Source organism: Clostridium sp. LS, assembly GCF_002760435.1.
GTDB lineage: Bacteria > Bacillota > Clostridia > Clostridiales > Clostridiaceae > Clostridium.
In genome coordinates this window covers 26,481-43,759 of the sequence record NZ_AUUU01000114.1, presented here as the reverse complement: position 1 = coordinate 43,759, position 17,279 = coordinate 26,481, and the positions used below count along the sequence as shown (strand labels likewise).

Here is a 17,279-nt window from a genome sequence, read left to right as displayed (position 1 = left end):
TGCCATGGAAAATAGGCTGGCAAATGGACTTGTTATTTTTTTGATTGTGCCTAAGAGAGTGAGAATTTATTTTAATCTCACTCTTTTAAATTACTATGCCGCTATTAAAGTATGCTTCAAAAAAGCTATAGTTCTATATATTGAATTAGGAATAAATATTTTTCGCTTATATGATCTCATAGTGTTTTAAAGCATGTTCAATTCCATCTTCTTCAATATCTTTTGTAACAAATGAAACTAAATCAAATAATACTGGATTACTATTACCCATAGCAATGCTGTTTTTAACATATTCAAGCATGGTTAAATCATTAGTACTGTCACCAATAGCGTAAGTATTTTCATGAGGGATATTTAAAATATCAATTAAATATTTAATGCCAGTGGCCTTTGAGAAACCAATTGGAACTAGTTCATAAAAATTTTCACCGCGGTGTATAAAATCAAAATAACTTTTAAATTCTTCATGAAAGGATTCAAAATTACTATTTTCATTTGCCCATATTACAAATTTATCAAAATCTATTTCTGGATCTTCAAAAGTTTGTCCCTTATAAAAACCTTCTTTAATATGGCGAGCTTTAATTCTTAGAACTTCCTTCGAGCATATATTATTATCATCGTCATAATAAACACCAAATTTTCCTTCTAAGATACCATCAATTTTATGCTCAATTAATCTTTTAGCAACTAGTTTTGATAATTCGACTCCTAGGCTTTTATGAAATAACTCTTTATTCTTAAATTCTATGTATGTACCACATCCACATATATATCCATCGAAATTTAATTCCTGAATACAATCATCAATTTCCAATATTGGCCTTCCCGTATTAATAAATACAAGATGTCCATTTTCTTGTGCCATTTTTATTGCTCTTTTTGCACTTTCTGGAACTGTATAAGTTTCTTCGCTAAGTAAGGTTCCATCAATATCAAAAAATATTATGTTAGGTTTCATTTTTTTCTCCTTCCAGATCTGCTTGTACATTCTTTGGATATTTTTACTTCCGTATAAAATAGTTTCTTTGTCAATTATACATATTTTGCTTAAGTAATACAACATTTCAATAGTTTTACCATGATACATTCATAGTGGCGAAAGCCTAAATTTTGCACTTTCCCTGATAATATAGTATAATTACAACAATAATTAAAATATTTGTTCGTAAGATATTTTAAGTGTAAGTAATAAATGGAAGGAGTGAAAAAGTGGAGTTTAATAGAGAGCAAAAGAAGATACTTAGAAGCAAGCCTAATGGCCATATGCTAATAAAAGGCGAAAAGGGAACAGGAAAAACTACAACATTTATAAATAAAATTCCATCATTACTTAACAATTATTGCATAACTAAGGATGATAAAATACTTATTGCTACGTATAGTGAAGAAGTATCAAAGGATGTTTCATTTATTTATAAAAATATAGAAACTGAAAAGTACCACCAAAGCAGTTTTTTTGACGAAGATAATAGTGATAAATTAGAAATTAGTACAATAGATTCACTAATAATGTATTACTTTAATCAATACAAAAAGAATCATAAAAAGAATTTTACTATTGCATCTTTAGACGAAAGACAAGGTTGCCTTAATAAAGCAATAATGGCTGTAATAAATAAAAATAATAAAAAAAAGCTTAATATATTAGACTTGAAATATATTGACTTTATACAAAAAGAAATTACATGGATAAAGTCGTGTAATTTTACAAAGCTTAATGAATATCAAAATGCCAATAGGTCTAAAAAAATAAGTAACTTGGTTAATAGCAGCTATCCTAAAGTACTTAGAAAAAATTCTGAGCAAAGACAAGCTATATTTGAAATATTTAATGAGTATAATAAAAACTTAAATGAAGCAAACAAAGTTGATGATCAGGATTTAGTTTTATTAGCTTTAAAAGCAGCAAAAAGTAAGATGGTAAAATCATATGTGCATATTTTTATTGATGATAGCCAAATGTTAACAAAAGCTCAACTAGAATTCTTAGGTGCAATATATAATAAAAAAACATATTCAAGCATTACTTTTATAATGGATACATCTAATAATAACGAATCTGATAGTTGGCTTACAAATGGAAAGTCCTTTGCTAGTTTAGGCTATGATATGAAAGGAAAAAGTATTACCTTAAAGACGAATTATTCTAGTGTTGAGATTAAAGAAATAAATGAATCTAATGATGCTAAGGATGTCTTATTAGAAGATAACACTATAGAAAGGGATATTAAAATAGAAGAGCCTTTAAGATTGGACACTATTAAGTATATTGATTTGAAAAGAAATATACATCATAATTTCATAAAAGATTCTGGAAATATAGATGATATATATATTGAATATAACGGAATTGAAGAAAAAGTTGAAGAAGTAGTGAGTATTCCAGTATTTAGTGAAATTGCCGCAGGTAGTCCTATTCCTATAAATGAGTATATGGAAGACAATTATTACTTACCAAAAGAATGGATACGTAGTTCGAAGGATACATTTATGCTTAAAGTTAAAGGTGATTCTATGATTAATAAGAATATTTGTGATGGAGACTATGTTGTAATAATTAAACAAGGTATGCCAAAGGTTAAAGATATAGTTGCAGTTGATATTGATGGTGAAGCTACATTAAAGACCTACAATATTATTAATAGACAAGTTGTTCTTATGCCTGAAAATGAGAAGTATGAACCTATTTTTATCACAGATCAGCAATTTAGTTTTCTTGGAGTAGCTATCGGGCTGGTTAAAAATTAGTAAAATTAATGAAAGACCTTGTAATAATTGTTATAATTGTTACAAGGTCTATTATTTTTTAATTATGCATACTAAATATATACAAAGGATGTGAGAAATATGTTTGAAATAAGGAATTTGAAATATAAAAATATATTAGATATTTCTTTTTTGCGTATCAATAAACCCATAACATGTATTATAGGGCCTTCAGGTAGTGGAAAAACCACACTTCTACGAATGTTAAATTGTTTAAATGTGCCTGACGAGGGGGCTATTTATTATAATAATAATGATATTTCTAAAATGGATACGATAAAGCTCAGACGAAATGTTGTGATGCTTGGACAGACTCCTGTAATATACAGTGGTACAATTGAAGATAATTTGCAAATTGGTTTAGAATTTTCAAAAAAGAAAGAAGCATCTCAAGATATATTAAAGGAAACTCTTGAAAGAGTGGAACTTAATAAACAGCTATCTGATGGGTGTGGTAATCTTTCAGGGGGAGAAAAACAAAGGTTATGTCTTGCGCGTGTCATGTTAATGGATGCTGATACATATTTACTAGATGAACCTTCCGCAGCATTAGATAAAGAAACAGAGCAGTTTATAATTGATAATTTTTCAAAGTTTGTTTTGGAAAATAATAAAGAACTTATTATGATTACTCACTCAGAACAAATTGCTCGAAAATTTCCAGATTCATTAATAAGGATTGAAGAAGGAAAGGTAACGGAGGCATATTATGAATAATAATTCGGTAATGAACTTATCTGTAGTTCAACTTTCAATAGCTTATGTATTTGTATTTATAATGCTGATTATATTTAAAGCAAGAGGAATAAAACGTGAAAAGCAAATTTTGATTGCTTCAACTAGAATGACTTTACAGCTAACAATAATGGGATATATTTTAATGTTTGTCTTTGAAAACCCTAGATGGTGGCTGACTTCATTAATGATTTTTATAATGATTTCTTTTGCTATTTATAGTTCGATTGAAAGAGTAAAAACTAAAATGTCAAAGGAACTAAAGATAATTATTGCTTTTTCTATGATAGTTGGATGCTTATTAGTTGCTGCATTTTTTATAATTATCGTATTAAACGTGCGACCTTGGTTCAATCCACAATATTTTATACCTATTTCAGGAATGATTGTTGGTAACAGTATGACAGGTATCTCTTTAGGGGCCAATAGACTATGTAACGATTTTGAAGATAAAAGGGTTGAAATTGAAAATTCTTTAATGCTTGGTGCAACACCAGTGGCAGCAGCTAAAGAAATTGTAAATAATGCCTTTGATAGTGCAATTTTGCCTACAATGAGCAATATGCTTACTATAGGAATTGTGTCCTTGCCAGGAATGATGACAGGACAAATTCTTTCTGGAACTTATCCTCTTACTGCAATAAAATATCAAATTGGGATTATGCTTGCAATTTTAGGAAGTACAGCTATTACAACTGTATTATTTGTAACACTTGGTTACAGAACATTTTTTACTAAAGATAATAGATTAAAGTAAATTTAAGATATGAGGGAAAGGAGGGGGGATTACTTAAAGAAGAAGTTTAAGAAATAAGATTTGAAACAAAAATATATTTAAAAAATAAGGAATGTCTTTTGTGCACTATTTTTTATATATCTGGTAGGATAATGAATTTATATTAGATTGCTTCACTTTCTTTTATAAATTCATTTATAATTTGTAATACTTCTGTCCAATTTGAAACCCTTACAATATTTTCATTTAACTCAAATCTATTATAATTTGTATCAAGCAATATAACAAAAAATCCACTTTGCGATAATTGAAGAGCATTGTCATAACTATCTTCTATAAAAATATCACAGTCTAAATCAAAAGCTTTAGGAACTTTATTGTGGGTACCTAAAACATAAAGTTCATCAAAGGGAATTCCATGTTCTTTTAAATAAAGAAAAGTCAAAAGTTCTAAAGATTTTTCTCTAGCTGTTACAAAATAGATATTATTATTTTCAAAAACTTTATTCAATATTTCTTTAACATCATCTCTTAATTTTTCTTCAGTATGAATTTTTACTTTAAGCTTATCATAAAATTCAAGGTAGTCACTTTCTTTTACATTAAGAACATTAGCAATTTCATAGCATGTAACTTGTTCTTCTGAAATGTTACAGTTAAAATAGCTATTTGCATGGCTTAACCAATAATAAGGATCTGTTATAGTTCCATCAATATCAATGCATATATTTAATTTTTTCATACTATCACTCCTTTTGTAAATATTATATTGAAAAAGTATTAAGAACGGATTAATTTCAAGTTATTTTTTGCAATATTTTAAATTTATTTGCCTTATTATATTTTTTTATATGGATATAATATAATAACTGGTGTAATATAATACTAAAGAGTAATTAATATTAATTAATATAATTTATCGGGAAGAGGTGAAATAATGTTTAATTGTATAAAATGTGAGAATAATAATTTCAAAAATTTAATAAACGGTGAATGGGTAGGTGCCAAAGAGAATAATTTAATAGAAATACATTCTCCACTGGATAATTCTCTAGTAGGCACAGTTCCAGCTATGACAAAAGAAGAAGTTGACTATGTAATAAAGATTGCTAAAGATGCTCAAAGAGAATGGAGTAAAGTGCCAATAAGTGAAAGAGCAGAAATATTATACAAAGCTGCTAATATCTTAGTAGAAAACACTAACGAACTTGTTGATATAATGATAAGAGAAATTGGTAAGGATAGAAAAAGTTCTAAATCAGAAATTCATAGAACTGCTGATTTTATTAGATTTACAGCAGATACAGCTAAAAATATGGCGGGTGAAAGTATACCAGGCGATACATTCCCTGGATTTAAAAGAAATAAAATTTCAGTTGTAAATAGAGAGCCGCTAGGAGTTGTACTTGCAATTTCTCCATTTAATTATCCAATAAATTTATCAGCATCTAAAATAGCCCCAGCAATAATTGTAGGAAATTCTGTTGTACTTAAGCCTGCAACTCAAGGAAGCTTATGTGGTTTATATTTAGCAAAAGTATTTCAAGAAGCAGGTGTACCTGCAGGTATTTTAAATACTATAACAGGAAAAGGCAGCGATATAGGTGATTATGCTGTAACACATAAAGGTATAAACTTTATTAATTTTACAGGTAGTACAGAAGTAGGAGTAAGAATTTCTAAAATAACAAGTATGGTTCCTCTGCTTATGGAACTAGGAGGTAAAGATGCAGCTATTGTTTTAGAAGATGCAGATTTAGAACTTGCTGCTAATAATATAGTAGCAGGAGGATATTCATATTCTGGTCAAAGATGTACAGCTGTAAAAAGAATTTTAGTTCTAGAAAAAGTTGCTGATGAGTTAGTTGAAAAAGTAAAGCAAAAAATGAGCAAACTTACTGTTGGAAATCCTCTTGATAAAGATGTAGATATAGTACCATTAATAAGCACTAAGTCAGCTGATTATGTTGAGGAACTGATTAAAGATGCCAAGGATAAGGGTGCAGATTTAATTGTAGGTGGAAACAGGGATGGCAATTTAATATACCCAACTCTATTTGATAATGTAACTACAGACATGAGAATTGCTTGGGAAGAGCCATTTGGACCAGTATTACCTATTATTAGAGTAAAAGACAAAGACGAAGCTATAGAAATTGCAAATAAATCAGAGTATGGTCTTCAAGGAGCAGTATTTACAGAAAAAATAGATGATGCATTTTATGTAGCAGATAGATTAGAGGTTGGAACTGTTCAAGTTAATAATAAAACAGAAAGAGGTCCTGATCATTTTCCTTTCTTAGGTGTAAAAGCTTCAGGAATTGGAACACAAGGAATAAGATATTCTATTGAATCGATGTCTAGACCTAAAGCCACTGTAATAAATTTAGTAAGATAATGAGTTTAACAAAAATGAAATAAAAAATAATAATGAAAATCCCTAAGATAATTGTTATAATTGTTCTAGGGATTTTTAGGTTATAAAGTAAAATTTGATTCAAGTGGAACTTAATTTCCATCTGAATCTTAGTTTGGTTTGTCCAGGTTCTAATTACTGTTATCTCCTACCATGAAAAATAGGTGATTACAGTAGCTAGACATGAGGATAAAGTAAATATATTTATATCTTCCCTTAAAAATGTTAGCCTTAAAGGAGGAAATTAATTATGGCTTTAACGCCAATGATGGTAGAATATATGAAAACTAAGGAGGAATACAGCGATTGTATTCTTTTCTATAGATTAGGTGATTTTTATGAAATGTTCTTTGATGACGCTGTTACAGTATCAAGAGAATTAGAATTAGTACTAACTGGAAAGAATTGCGGCCTTGAAGAACGGGCTCCTATGTGTGGAATTCCACATCATGCAGCTGCTGCATATATTCCTAGATTAGTTAATAAAGGGTATAAAGTTGCTATATGTGAACAGCTTGAAGATCCTAAAGAAAGTAAGGGAATTGTAAAAAGAGGTGTGGTAAAAATAATTACACCAGGGACTTTTGTTGATGTAAATAGTTCCTTAGAAAATGATAATACATATTTAATGGCTATATACATAAATGATGATAAAATTGGTATATCAGTTTCAGACATAAGCACAGGTGAGTTTAAAGTAACTTCTTTTGATAATATAAAAATTAGCTTATTAGATGAAATTTCAAAAGTTTCACCTAAGGAAATTTTAATTGATGAGAGTTTAGATGAAACCTTAATAAATGATATAAGCGGAGTCACATCAGCACTTTTATCAAAAAAGAAATTCGATGAGTTTCTTGTTAGAAAAGAAGAACTTATGGAGCAATTTTCTGAAATGGAAGTAGCAGGGCTAAATGAGGAACGAGAAATTGCCAGCAGAGTATTACTTAAGTACATATATGAAACTCAAAAAATGAGTTTGACAAATTTAAATTTATTAGAGCAATACGAAATAGTTAATTACATGACTATAGATGGAAATTCGAGAAGAAACTTAGAACTTACTGAAAGTATAAGAGAAAAAAGTAAAAAGGGTTCTCTTTTATGGGTTCTTGATAAAAGTGCTACATCTATGGGTGGTAGAACTATAAGAAAATGGATTGAAGAACCATTAATAATTAAATCTGAAATTATTAAGAGACTAAATGGTGTAAATGAGATATTTAGTTCAATTAGTTTAAACGAAGATTTGAGAAATTCATTAAAAGATATTTATGATATTGAAAGAATCGTAGGTAAAATATCAAATAAAAATGTCAATGCAAAAGATTTATTATCACTAAAAGCATCTTTAGATAAAATTCCTGCTATAAAAGGACTTTTAAAGAACACTAATTCTGATTTATTAAAGGAGTATTATGAAAGTTTAGATGAACTTGCAGATATAAGAAATTTATTGGAATTGTCAATTAAGGAGGATCCATCATTAAGTATTAAAGAAGGAAATATAATAAAGGATGGATATAATGCAGAAGTTGATGAATTAAGGCAATCTAAGTTACATGGAAAAGAGTGGATTGCTGCTCTTGAAAATCGTGAAAGAGAATTTACAGGAATTAAATCTTTAAAGGTTGGTTATAATAAGGTCTTTGGATATTATATAGAAATATCAAAATCTAATTATAGTTCTATTCCAGAAGGAAGGTATGTTAGAAAACAAACCCTTGCTAATGCTGAAAGATACATTACAGAAGAACTTAAAGTAATGGAAGATAAGATTTTAGGAGCTGAAGAAAAGCTTATAAATTTAGAGTATACACTATTTAGTGAAATAAGAGATAAAATTGAAAATGAAATTACTAGACTGAAAAAAAGTGCTAGAATTATATCAAATTTAGATGGTATATCTACATTAGCACTAATAGCTCTTGAAAATGATTATGTTAAACCTGAAATTAATGAAGATGGTTTAATTGAAATAGCAGAAGGAAGGCATCCGGTAGTTGAAAAAGTAATTGGTAGAGGAGAGTTTGTTTCTAATAATACTATCTTAAATCAAAGTGATAAAGAATTATTGCTTATAACAGGTCCAAACATGGCTGGTAAATCTACTTATATGAGACAGGTTGCCTTGATTACCTTAATGGCTCAAATAGGTTCATTTGTTCCAGCTGCTAGTGCCAATATATCAATATGTGATAAGATATTCACTAGAATTGGTGCATCAGATGATTTGGCAGGTGGTAAATCAACCTTTATGGTGGAAATGTGGGAAGTTTCTAATATACTTAAGAACGCAACGTCTAAAAGTTTAGTATTACTAGATGAGGTTGGCCGTGGTACTTCAACATATGACGGACTTTCTATTGCTTGGTCTGTCATTGAGTATATTACAGGTAATGAAAATTTAAGATGCAAGACATTATTTGCTACCCATTATCATGAACTAGTAAAATTAGAAGGAGTTTTGCCTGGAGTTAAAAACTATTCTGTAGCAGTTAAGAAGATGAAAGATAGTGTAATATTCCTAAGAAAAATAGTCGAAGGCGGCGCAGATGAATCTTATGGAATTGAGGTTGCAAAATTAGCAGGACTTCCTGAGGGGGTAATTAATAGAGCTAAAGAGATTCTTTTAAGCCTTGAAGGCGAAAATACTTTTGATATACATAAGGTAACCAATAATGCTATTAAAGAAAGTGAAGTTTCTGTAGATATAAGCACTTCAGATAATAAGGTTATTGTTACAGAAACAGTTTCTGAAAATAAGAGTGAGTATGTTGAAGAAGTTAAACATGAAAAAGCTCCTTTAAATGAAAATGTTATTGAAAATAAATTAGAGCATACACATAAGAAACACAAGAATAAGGATTCTTCAAGTAACATGCAGTTAGACTTTACTTTTATCGAAAAGGAAGCGTTGCTAAAAGAAATTAGTGACGTTGATATATTAAATTTAAATCCAATGGAAGCTATGAATACCTTATACAGATTAGTTTCTGAAGCTAAAAAGTTGAATAATTAAATAGATGTAGTTGCTGGTCATGCTTCGCCTCCACCATTTAAATGTACAAAAAATAGGATAAGGTTAATGTCAACCTTATCGTCATAAACTTGAATTGATTCTACATAGGTGTTAATGATTGTTTTTAAATCATTAGCACTTTTCTCATTTATAGCCTTAAAATCTTTCATTAAATATTGCTCTATAAGTTTTTCGTTAAGTTGGCTACTATTCATTGCGGCTTGCAGTTCATTGATATACCCTGATATTTTAATCTTTTCAGTCTCAAGAGTATCCATCTTTTCTTTAAAGGATATATGAAACATTCCTTTAGAAATAGCTTCCACAATATTATCTATTTCAAATTGAAGCTCTTTAAGACGTTTATCTAGTTGCTTTAACTCATCAGCATTATCATTTATCATTTTAGAATAGTGAGCTATCAATTTTTTAGTTAGTTTTTTTATTGAACTTGGATTTAAGATTTTATTCTTAATTTCAGTTAAAGTTAAATCTTCTATATATTCTTTCTGAATATTTTTCATTTTACATTGTTTTGTACGGTATCTTGTGCCGCAGTTATATGTTGAATATTTTGTTTTATTTCTGCCAGAATGGCTGGTATGTCCTATCATAGCAGCACCACAAGATCCACAGAAAATCTTACCTGATAATATATAGGGTTCTTTAGCTTTATTTGTTGCATTTCTTTTATTCCCTATCATTCTTTTAGCAACTTTATTAAAGGTTTCCTCATCAACAATAGCCGGCAATCCATCTGGAATCCTTATTATTTCTTCAGAATTTTTAAATCTATGAGAGTTTCTCTTACCATCAACCATTTTAGGTACTTTGTTGAATACATATATACCTATATATTTTTCGTTTCTAAGTATTTCTGATAAGCTATTCTTACCAAAAGGTTTTCCTGTTTTGGTTTTATAACCTAATAGGTTAAGTTTATTAATAATTTGACTGTAGCCATAACCTTCAGAATACATTTGGAATATGAGCTTTATTGAAGAGGCTTCATACTGATTTACTATATATTTTTTAGTTGCAGGATCTACATCATAGCCTAAAGGAGGTTTACCTCCAGTATGTTTACATTGAAGAGCTGTTTCCTTCATTCCTTTCATAACCTCTCTAGCTAAGTTTTTAGAATAGTATTCAGCCATACCTTGAAGAACTGATTCAAGTATTATACTTTCAGGACTATCATCCAAATGTTCAAGGACTGATATGAGCCTTACATTATTCTTTTTTAAAATTCTCTTGTAATGCGCACTGTCATATCTATCTCTTGAGAAACGATCAAGTTTATGAACTATTACAGCGTCAAATAATCCAAATTCACTATCTTTTATCATTTCAAGAAATCTAGGTCTATTATCTGTTGTTGCTGATCTTGCTTCATCAGTATAGATTTTAGTGATTATTATTCCATTTTTATCAGCATATTCTTTTATGGCACGAATTTGAGCATCTATGGATTCTTCACGTTGGTTATCAGAACTGTATCTAGCATATATGGCTGCTTTCATTGTATTTCCTCCGTATTTATTGAAAGTATTTTAAATTTATTTCTTAACATTTCTCTTTCCTCTTATCTTATTAACATTGTAGTAGGAACGACATGTATCGCTACAATACTCTTTTTTAGGATTAGTTTTAATAAACATCTTATCACAGGTCTTGCAAAATGAAATAGCTTGATCTTTGAAAACAATATCTAATATAAGGTATAAACGGATTAAATCAATTAGAGACTTACAAGTATAACTCATATTTATATGTTTATTAAATTCCAAACCAATTTTATAATTTGTAGTGTTTTCAAATACATTATATTTGTTGTAGCCAAATGTACTAAAATATTCTCCCCATGTTTCTATGTCTTTTAAAGGCTCATCAAATAAAGAGTTAAACTTATCTTCAGGTTTAAGTTGCTTATCTAAATAAAATTCCCAACTTTTTTTAAATCTATGAAGGGATTCTATAGCATCTAGAATCATATATACAGGTTCAGCATAAATAAATTCATTAGTTGGTATGTTTTTAGGTAGAATGTAAAAATCTTCTCTGAAACCTTCTGAGTTTGAAAGCTTTAAGTCTTTATAACGATTGATTTGAACATTACTAAGAATATTACCATAGTAATTAGACTTAGTCTCTTTATAATTTCTATTGATTAAATCAAACTTTCCATTGTTATTTTTAGTCAGTGTAATTAATCCTAAGAATCCATAGTTATTTATATACTCTAAAATAGCTGAGTTAATACTAATTTCCAAAGACTCATCTAACTTATAATTATACTTATGAAGCTTACCTCTCATATTTGATGGAATTAACATTTCAATATTTAATAAATCAACAATAAAGTTATGTTCAACTTCTTCAGTATTATAAATATTATTTTCAAAGATGTTTATGGGAATTAGTTTTGAATTTGTAGGGGCGACAATCCCATACATGTCATTAGATAGTTTATCTAATCTGCATTCACTATATTTCTCGAGTTCTGATGTAATAGAATAAAATTCTGTTGAAAAAATATTATCTTTCATTGTTTATACCTCCTTTAAATATGTAATCAATCTTAACTGTTGATTGATTACGAGATCTATTTTATTATAGAGTTTGTCATTAGTCAATAGTTTTTGGAGGTGAGAATATGAAAAATAATATTAAACTTATCCTTAGAGAAAGAGGAATCAGTCAACTAGAATTATCAAGAATGACTAAGATTTCTCCTTCAGATATTAACCAAGTAATAAGAGGAAAAAAGTATTGTTTTCCTGGATGGAGGAAACGTATAGCAGAATTTTTAGAAGTTGATGAAGAAACAATATTTCAAGATTATGTAGGCGAGAGGTAGAAATGATAGATGGACGCAGTAACATATAGAATAACTTATGATAGAAAATCAAGAACTAAATTAAAAGAAGAAAGAACAGGTACAAAAGTAATACCAGATGACTTTGATATACAATTTATTGATTCATTAGTTAAAGGGCTTATTGATGCAGGAATTATTAAAAAGGCATGTGGTAAGAAAGAATCTACGTCTGAAATGGATATAGCCTGATTCTGAAAAATCAAATTAAACAATATCAAAGTATGAGTTAGCGCGGTTACAGACATTAAAAAAATTTTAGGAGTAAGTGCTTCAAAAGCATATGTGATAATTAGGCAGTTTAATAATGAATTAAAATCTAAAGGGTACATTGTTATTGCAGGAAGAGTACCTAAAAAATACTACTATGAGGTAGATGAACTAAAAGATCAATTACATGCTATATAATTTGCAATAACAAAGAAATAAGATAGGTGCTAATAGGCTTTTATGTCAATTCCGACAGAGTAAGTTTAAAATAGCAACAAGCATATATATGAAACTTTCAATAGTATTAAGGTTGAATACTTTATTGAAAAAGGGGAGGAACTAGCATATGAAAATTTTATTGAAAAATGAGAATATACCAAGATGTTGTGAAATTAATAAACAAAACTTAATGATGGGGATGATTCAATCTAGGAGCCTTATAAATGATGCTTCGATTTATGATTATATTGAACAAGTAATGGTTTATTTAGATGAGAATAAACATGCTATAAATAATGGTGATGTTTTATATGATACAGAAGATATAAAAGAGATTTTAAGGCTCTCAGCTAGAATTTTTACAGAATTAAATGAAGCTATAAATTCATCATATAGAGAAAATATGGGTAGCAGTGAAGATGAATATATATCGTTTTAAAATAATAAGGAAAAGTTTATTTGTGATTCGCTTATAAGAATGTGTAAATTACCTTGAATTTTTTTAATACATTAACATGGTATAAAGCATTTATTTTTTTAAATATAAACTATAAGTTATTGTCCATTGGTAGAGAGTTTAATTTTAAGGAGCGAGAATATATGATATTCAAATTACAAGCTGCAGCATTAACAAAGAATAGTTTGAAATTCTAATTTAAATTATAAGGTACTGGAAGAGGTCTTATAATATAGTGAAGTTTTTAGAAGTTTTTTATTTTAGCAATAGTAGCTAAAGCCACTATTCATAAGGCTTTAGCTACTGTTTTAAGGGGAGAAATTGAATTGGGAAAAGATAGGATAAGAATAAGTATTAAAGGAGTAAATATTAATAGCTTACGTAATGATAAATCCCAATGGAGTATCCAATATAATAAGGACTTAGGTGATAAATACAAGAGTAGGATGAGTTATTATAGTTATGGGAGTATGATATGTAATTTAGGCATATTTAACGTGAGTTATTTAAGGTACTCCAATACATATGGTGATATGTATATTTCATTTAGTATAGCTAAGCTCTACAACGGTAACAATAGTACACCTAAATCTAATATCTTTACAGCTGATCTTATTAAACGGATTTATAATGGGATTGATAGTATAGTGTATGTAGATAGTCTTCCTTCATCTGAAACAATGAAGATAACAAAGGATGAAACTAATATTGATATTATAGATACTATCGAAAACATTGAAGCAAGATTTAAACTATTTAAAAAGATAAAGATTCCACACAGAAGGTTAGATTGTAAACTAGGAAATGATGGGACCTTGTACTTTTATAGTGGTAAGGATAAAAATAAAAGTAGTGCTGTAATTATTATCTACTTTAAGGGAAGAGAGCAGCAGCATAGAAATAATAGTATCTACAGATTATTAAATATAGATGAAGGCAAAGAAGACTTAAGAATTGAATTTAAGAATATGAGATATTCATTGAATAAAAAAGTAGAGAGGGTTAGGAATTTAATTAGGATGAGAGAAATAGCATATCCTATGATTAATGCTAATTGTTACAAAAGCTTAGATTTTGATATTAAGACAAGCATTGATATGAATATGTGTGTTATACCAGCTACAACAATTACACCAGATTTTAAATCGGTATTTTGTAACAGACGTTTTTATATTGATATAAATATTACTAGTTTTCAGATGTATAATTGCAACAATTTATCTATATATATTCAGTATTCTAAATTTAATAATAAGTCAAATGTTGAAATTTTAATGAGTAAAGAGTATCAATATAATTTAATTAATCATTTCATAAACCAATGCTGTCTTAATAAAAGAATTACAACGAAAGACAAGCTGTATAAGATTATAGATGAGAGTGAACTTTTTACAAGAACAAAGAAGAAAGCAGCTAAGAGAGTAATTAGATATTTGAATGGAGAAATCTATAGTATAAGTTTATCAGATAAAACAATTAGCGATTATAAGAAATTGATTATTAAAACGGGATATCACTATTTATATTCAGATGGTGAATTAGAACCAATTACAGAAAAGGATATATTTATGTGTATAGAACAGGATAAATTTATAAATATAGTTGATGTACATGATTGAGGATTTCAATCTAATATTTTAGTTAATATATAACTGAATGCAATATAAAAGATATGGATTAAAAGGACGGCTTTAAGATGAGAACTATAAAAATTAAATTATGAAAGGAACGATGATCATGAGAGAAGCTAGTGAAGAACTCAACAAAATGAGACAGGATTTACTAAATAAATTATTAGAAAAAGAAATGAACAGATTAAAGAAGATATGTTTTAAATTTGAACATAGAAAGCTATTAACACATCCAGTAGTGATTGTGGCAGCCAATTTAGGTAAAATAAATGCCAGTGGGTTGTATCAAAAGATTCAAAGAGAAAAGGATCCTCACAGATATTTGCATAAAATATCTATAGACATTACTATAATCGATAAATACTTTATCGGTAAATTCAATAAGTATTTTACTAGAAGGTATTGGAAAGGTATAATACAGGAAGTTATTTGTCATGAAATTATACATGCATTTACTTTAGAACTTTTTGATAATATTAGTGAAATTGAGAATATCAATGCTGATAGATCACCAATATTTCTATCTCTGCTATATTGGTTAAAAGGGAGAAGCAATCATCTAGGTATATGGGTTTTATTGGAAACTGAAACATATAGAGATATTAGTTGTATGAATAACTTTACAGAAGTGTACGACTATCTTGTAGAGTTAATAATTCAATATAATAAAGTTTGCTATCAGTTAAATAAAGTAATAGATAAAGGAAGATATATGGAAAACAGATTTAGTTTTGCTTCGCGTAATGCAGGTATTAATGCTGAAAAGAGAGATGTATTTAATTTTAAGAATATAAAAACAAAAAATACTTATGTTGTATCATTTAATGAATTCCTTGTAGGTTTTACTATAAGACCTCATGATCTTAAGAAACTTGTGTATAAGAAAATTAACAACAATTGTTTCAATGATCATGTATATAAAAATATGTATGTTAAGGATAAGTGTGTATATGAAATAGAAAATGGAAAGTTAAAAAAGCGAGAAATTGAATATGCAGCCTAAGAAAATTGACAGCAATATTACAGTAACCAAATAAAAATTGGTCGTAAGTTGCTATATGATATTACAAAATCTAATTATAAATTCTAAAATTAGGCACTGATTATAATAAGTCCTGATTAGAGTTAAATCAGGACTTATTAATAAATGTATATTAGTCTACTATTTTACCATATTTAGCAATAAAATCATCATGGGTTAGCTCTGTAATATAGCATGGCACAAGTTTAGTAGAGAATAATAATTTGGATACACAGAAACTCTTCATTCCAGCTACAAGGCTATACTTTTCATTATCTACTGGGCGAATTGCTAGAGGATTGATTATTTCTCCAGATTCTTTAACCTTTTGAAGAGAACCATTAAATGGAATGGATCTACATTGCAAGTGAGTTTCTTCAGTTAGGATGATGTTATTTATATCTATATATTCAATAGGCATATATTCAGGATTGAACCAACTTATTTTTTCTGAATAAGTGCTATTTGATTCCCAAGGCTTCTGCAAAGTTAAGGTATCATTTAAAATAGGTAATCTAGATGATAACTTGGGATTATTCTTTATTATACTAGTAACTTTATCAACTATATGAAATGTATTGATATCATAATCTATTGATAGGTCCAAACCTAAGCGAGCAGAACAATGAGCGATTGTATTTGGTCTGCCAATCTTAGATTTTTTGAATTTTATCAGGTCTTCTCCATAATTTTTGATAGTAGTTATAAGAGCAAACCATTCATCAATGTTAGAGGTAATAGGCTGATTATTCCCATTCTTCCAGTAATACTTGTCCCATTTCTCGTAAAATTTATTGTTAAGAGTTTGAACTATGTTTATTACATCACAGTTAATAGCTAAATTAGTATTTCTAAGGCTTATAGTATTTAGATATTGTATTGCCTTTGTAATTGCTATTATTTCGATAGCAGTACTGCTGCTTGCAGGACATACTCCGTATACGGCCTTACTAGATAAGACAGGAGTATTTGATTGAATATAAAAACCATATCCACCAATGTTATCCCTATAGGATCCATCAGTATAAATAGAAATATTTGTATCACTCATGATTTTAATCTCCTTTAATAATACATATTTATTAAGTGTTTTTTATAGAAATTGATCATTGTTAAGAGATAGCTTTATTGAATACAGAATTACATATACAATATATAATTATTGTTAGATAAACATATCTCTTG

Annotated in this window: 16 protein-coding genes; 11 read left to right on the top strand and 5 right to left on the bottom strand. The window is 28.4% G+C overall.

Annotation, left to right across the window (positions count from 1 at the left end; genetic code table 11):
• Positions 1-166 precede the first annotated feature (166 nt).
• Positions 167-961 carry a Cof-type HAD-IIB family hydrolase gene (locus tag COL3_RS22065; RefSeq protein WP_008420049.1) on the bottom strand — a complete coding sequence of 265 codons (795 nt, stop codon included), beginning with the start codon at positions 959-961 and terminating at the stop codon, positions 167-169.
• Between the two features lie 251 nt (positions 962-1,212).
• Here COL3_RS22065 and lexA point away from each other — a divergent pair, with 251 nt between their 5' ends.
• The 3 genes from lexA to fetB all read left to right on the top strand — a co-directional run bounded on the left by lexA (position 1,213) and on the right by fetB (position 4,261).
• On the top strand, positions 1,213-2,751 hold the full coding sequence (gene lexA / locus COL3_RS22060; protein WP_008420047.1) for a transcriptional repressor LexA: 1,539 nt from the start codon (positions 1,213-1,215) through the stop codon (positions 2,749-2,751).
• A gap of 99 nt (positions 2,752-2,850) precedes the next feature.
• Positions 2,851-3,486 (top strand): ATP-binding cassette domain-containing protein, encoded by a 636-nt coding sequence (locus COL3_RS22055; RefSeq protein WP_008420045.1) that lies wholly within the window; start codon positions 2,851-2,853, stop codon positions 3,484-3,486.
• A complete protein-coding gene (fetB, locus tag COL3_RS22050) occupies positions 3,479-4,261 on the top strand; it encodes an iron export ABC transporter permease subunit FetB (protein WP_008420043.1) in 783 nt (260 codons plus the stop codon). Before COL3_RS22055 ends, fetB begins: the two co-directional genes overlap by 8 nt.
• Positions 4,262-4,403: 142 nt before the next feature.
• Here fetB and COL3_RS22045 read toward each other — a convergent pair whose 3' ends face one another.
• A complete protein-coding gene (locus tag COL3_RS22045; protein ID WP_008420041.1) occupies positions 4,404-4,982 on the bottom strand; it encodes a hypothetical protein in 579 nt (192 codons plus the stop codon).
• 195 nt (positions 4,983-5,177) lie between these two features.
• Here COL3_RS22045 and COL3_RS22040 point away from each other — a divergent pair, with 195 nt between their 5' ends.
• Together COL3_RS22040 and mutS are read left to right on the top strand one after the other, a co-directional pair.
• Entirely contained in the window at positions 5,178-6,638 is a 1,461-nt protein-coding gene (locus COL3_RS22040; RefSeq protein ID WP_008420039.1) for an NADP-dependent glyceraldehyde-3-phosphate dehydrogenase, read from the top strand.
• A gap of 268 nt (positions 6,639-6,906) precedes the next feature.
• Positions 6,907-9,678, top strand: a complete 2,772-nt coding sequence (gene mutS / locus COL3_RS22035; RefSeq protein WP_008420037.1) for a DNA mismatch repair protein MutS — start codon at positions 6,907-6,909, stop codon at positions 9,676-9,678.
• Positions 9,679-9,695: 17 nt separating this feature from the next.
• Here the strand turns inward: mutS and COL3_RS22030 are convergent, their stop codons facing one another.
• Together COL3_RS22030 and COL3_RS22025 are read right to left on the bottom strand one after the other, a co-directional pair.
• Positions 9,696-11,201: a recombinase family protein gene (locus COL3_RS22030; RefSeq protein WP_008420035.1), complete on the bottom strand. Its 1,506-nt coding sequence runs from the start codon at positions 11,199-11,201 to the stop codon at positions 9,696-9,698.
• A 36-nt stretch (positions 11,202-11,237) separates the two neighbouring features.
• The gene (locus COL3_RS22025; protein WP_008420033.1) at positions 11,238-12,227 is read right to left on the bottom strand and encodes a hypothetical protein; all 990 of its coding nucleotides are present in this window, start codon (positions 12,225-12,227) and stop codon (positions 11,238-11,240) included.
• Between the two features lie 107 nt (positions 12,228-12,334).
• On the opposite strand from COL3_RS22025, the gene COL3_RS22020 reads away from it, so the two are divergent.
• The 6 genes from COL3_RS22020 (at position 12,335) to COL3_RS21995 (ending at position 16,076) form a co-directional block, all read left to right on the top strand.
• Positions 12,335-12,538, top strand: a complete 204-nt coding sequence (locus tag COL3_RS22020; RefSeq protein WP_008420031.1) for a helix-turn-helix transcriptional regulator — start codon at positions 12,335-12,337, stop codon at positions 12,536-12,538.
• 9 nt (positions 12,539-12,547) lie between these two features.
• Entirely contained in the window at positions 12,548-12,748 is a 201-nt protein-coding gene (locus COL3_RS22015; protein WP_008420029.1) for a hypothetical protein, read from the top strand.
• Positions 12,749-12,802: 54 nt separating this feature from the next.
• Positions 12,803-12,964 (top strand): transcriptional regulator, encoded by a 162-nt coding sequence (locus COL3_RS22010; protein ID WP_099716722.1) that lies wholly within the window; start codon positions 12,803-12,805, stop codon positions 12,962-12,964.
• Positions 12,965-13,112: 148 nt separating this feature from the next.
• Positions 13,113-13,424 carry a hypothetical protein gene (locus COL3_RS22005; RefSeq protein WP_008420027.1) on the top strand — a complete coding sequence of 104 codons (312 nt, stop codon included), beginning with the start codon at positions 13,113-13,115 and terminating at the stop codon, positions 13,422-13,424.
• 344 nt (positions 13,425-13,768) lie between these two features.
• Entirely contained in the window at positions 13,769-15,061 is a 1,293-nt protein-coding gene (locus tag COL3_RS22000; RefSeq protein WP_008420025.1) for a hypothetical protein, read from the top strand.
• Positions 15,062-15,161: 100 nt separating this feature from the next.
• Positions 15,162-16,076: a hypothetical protein gene (locus COL3_RS21995; protein ID WP_143327556.1), complete on the top strand. Its 915-nt coding sequence runs from the start codon at positions 15,162-15,164 to the stop codon at positions 16,074-16,076.
• 151 nt (positions 16,077-16,227) lie between these two features.
• Here the strand turns inward: COL3_RS21995 and COL3_RS21990 are convergent, their stop codons facing one another.
• Positions 16,228-17,145: an RNase H family protein gene (locus tag COL3_RS21990; protein ID WP_008420020.1), complete on the bottom strand. Its 918-nt coding sequence runs from the start codon at positions 17,143-17,145 to the stop codon at positions 16,228-16,230.
• Positions 17,146-17,279 lie beyond the last annotated feature (134 nt).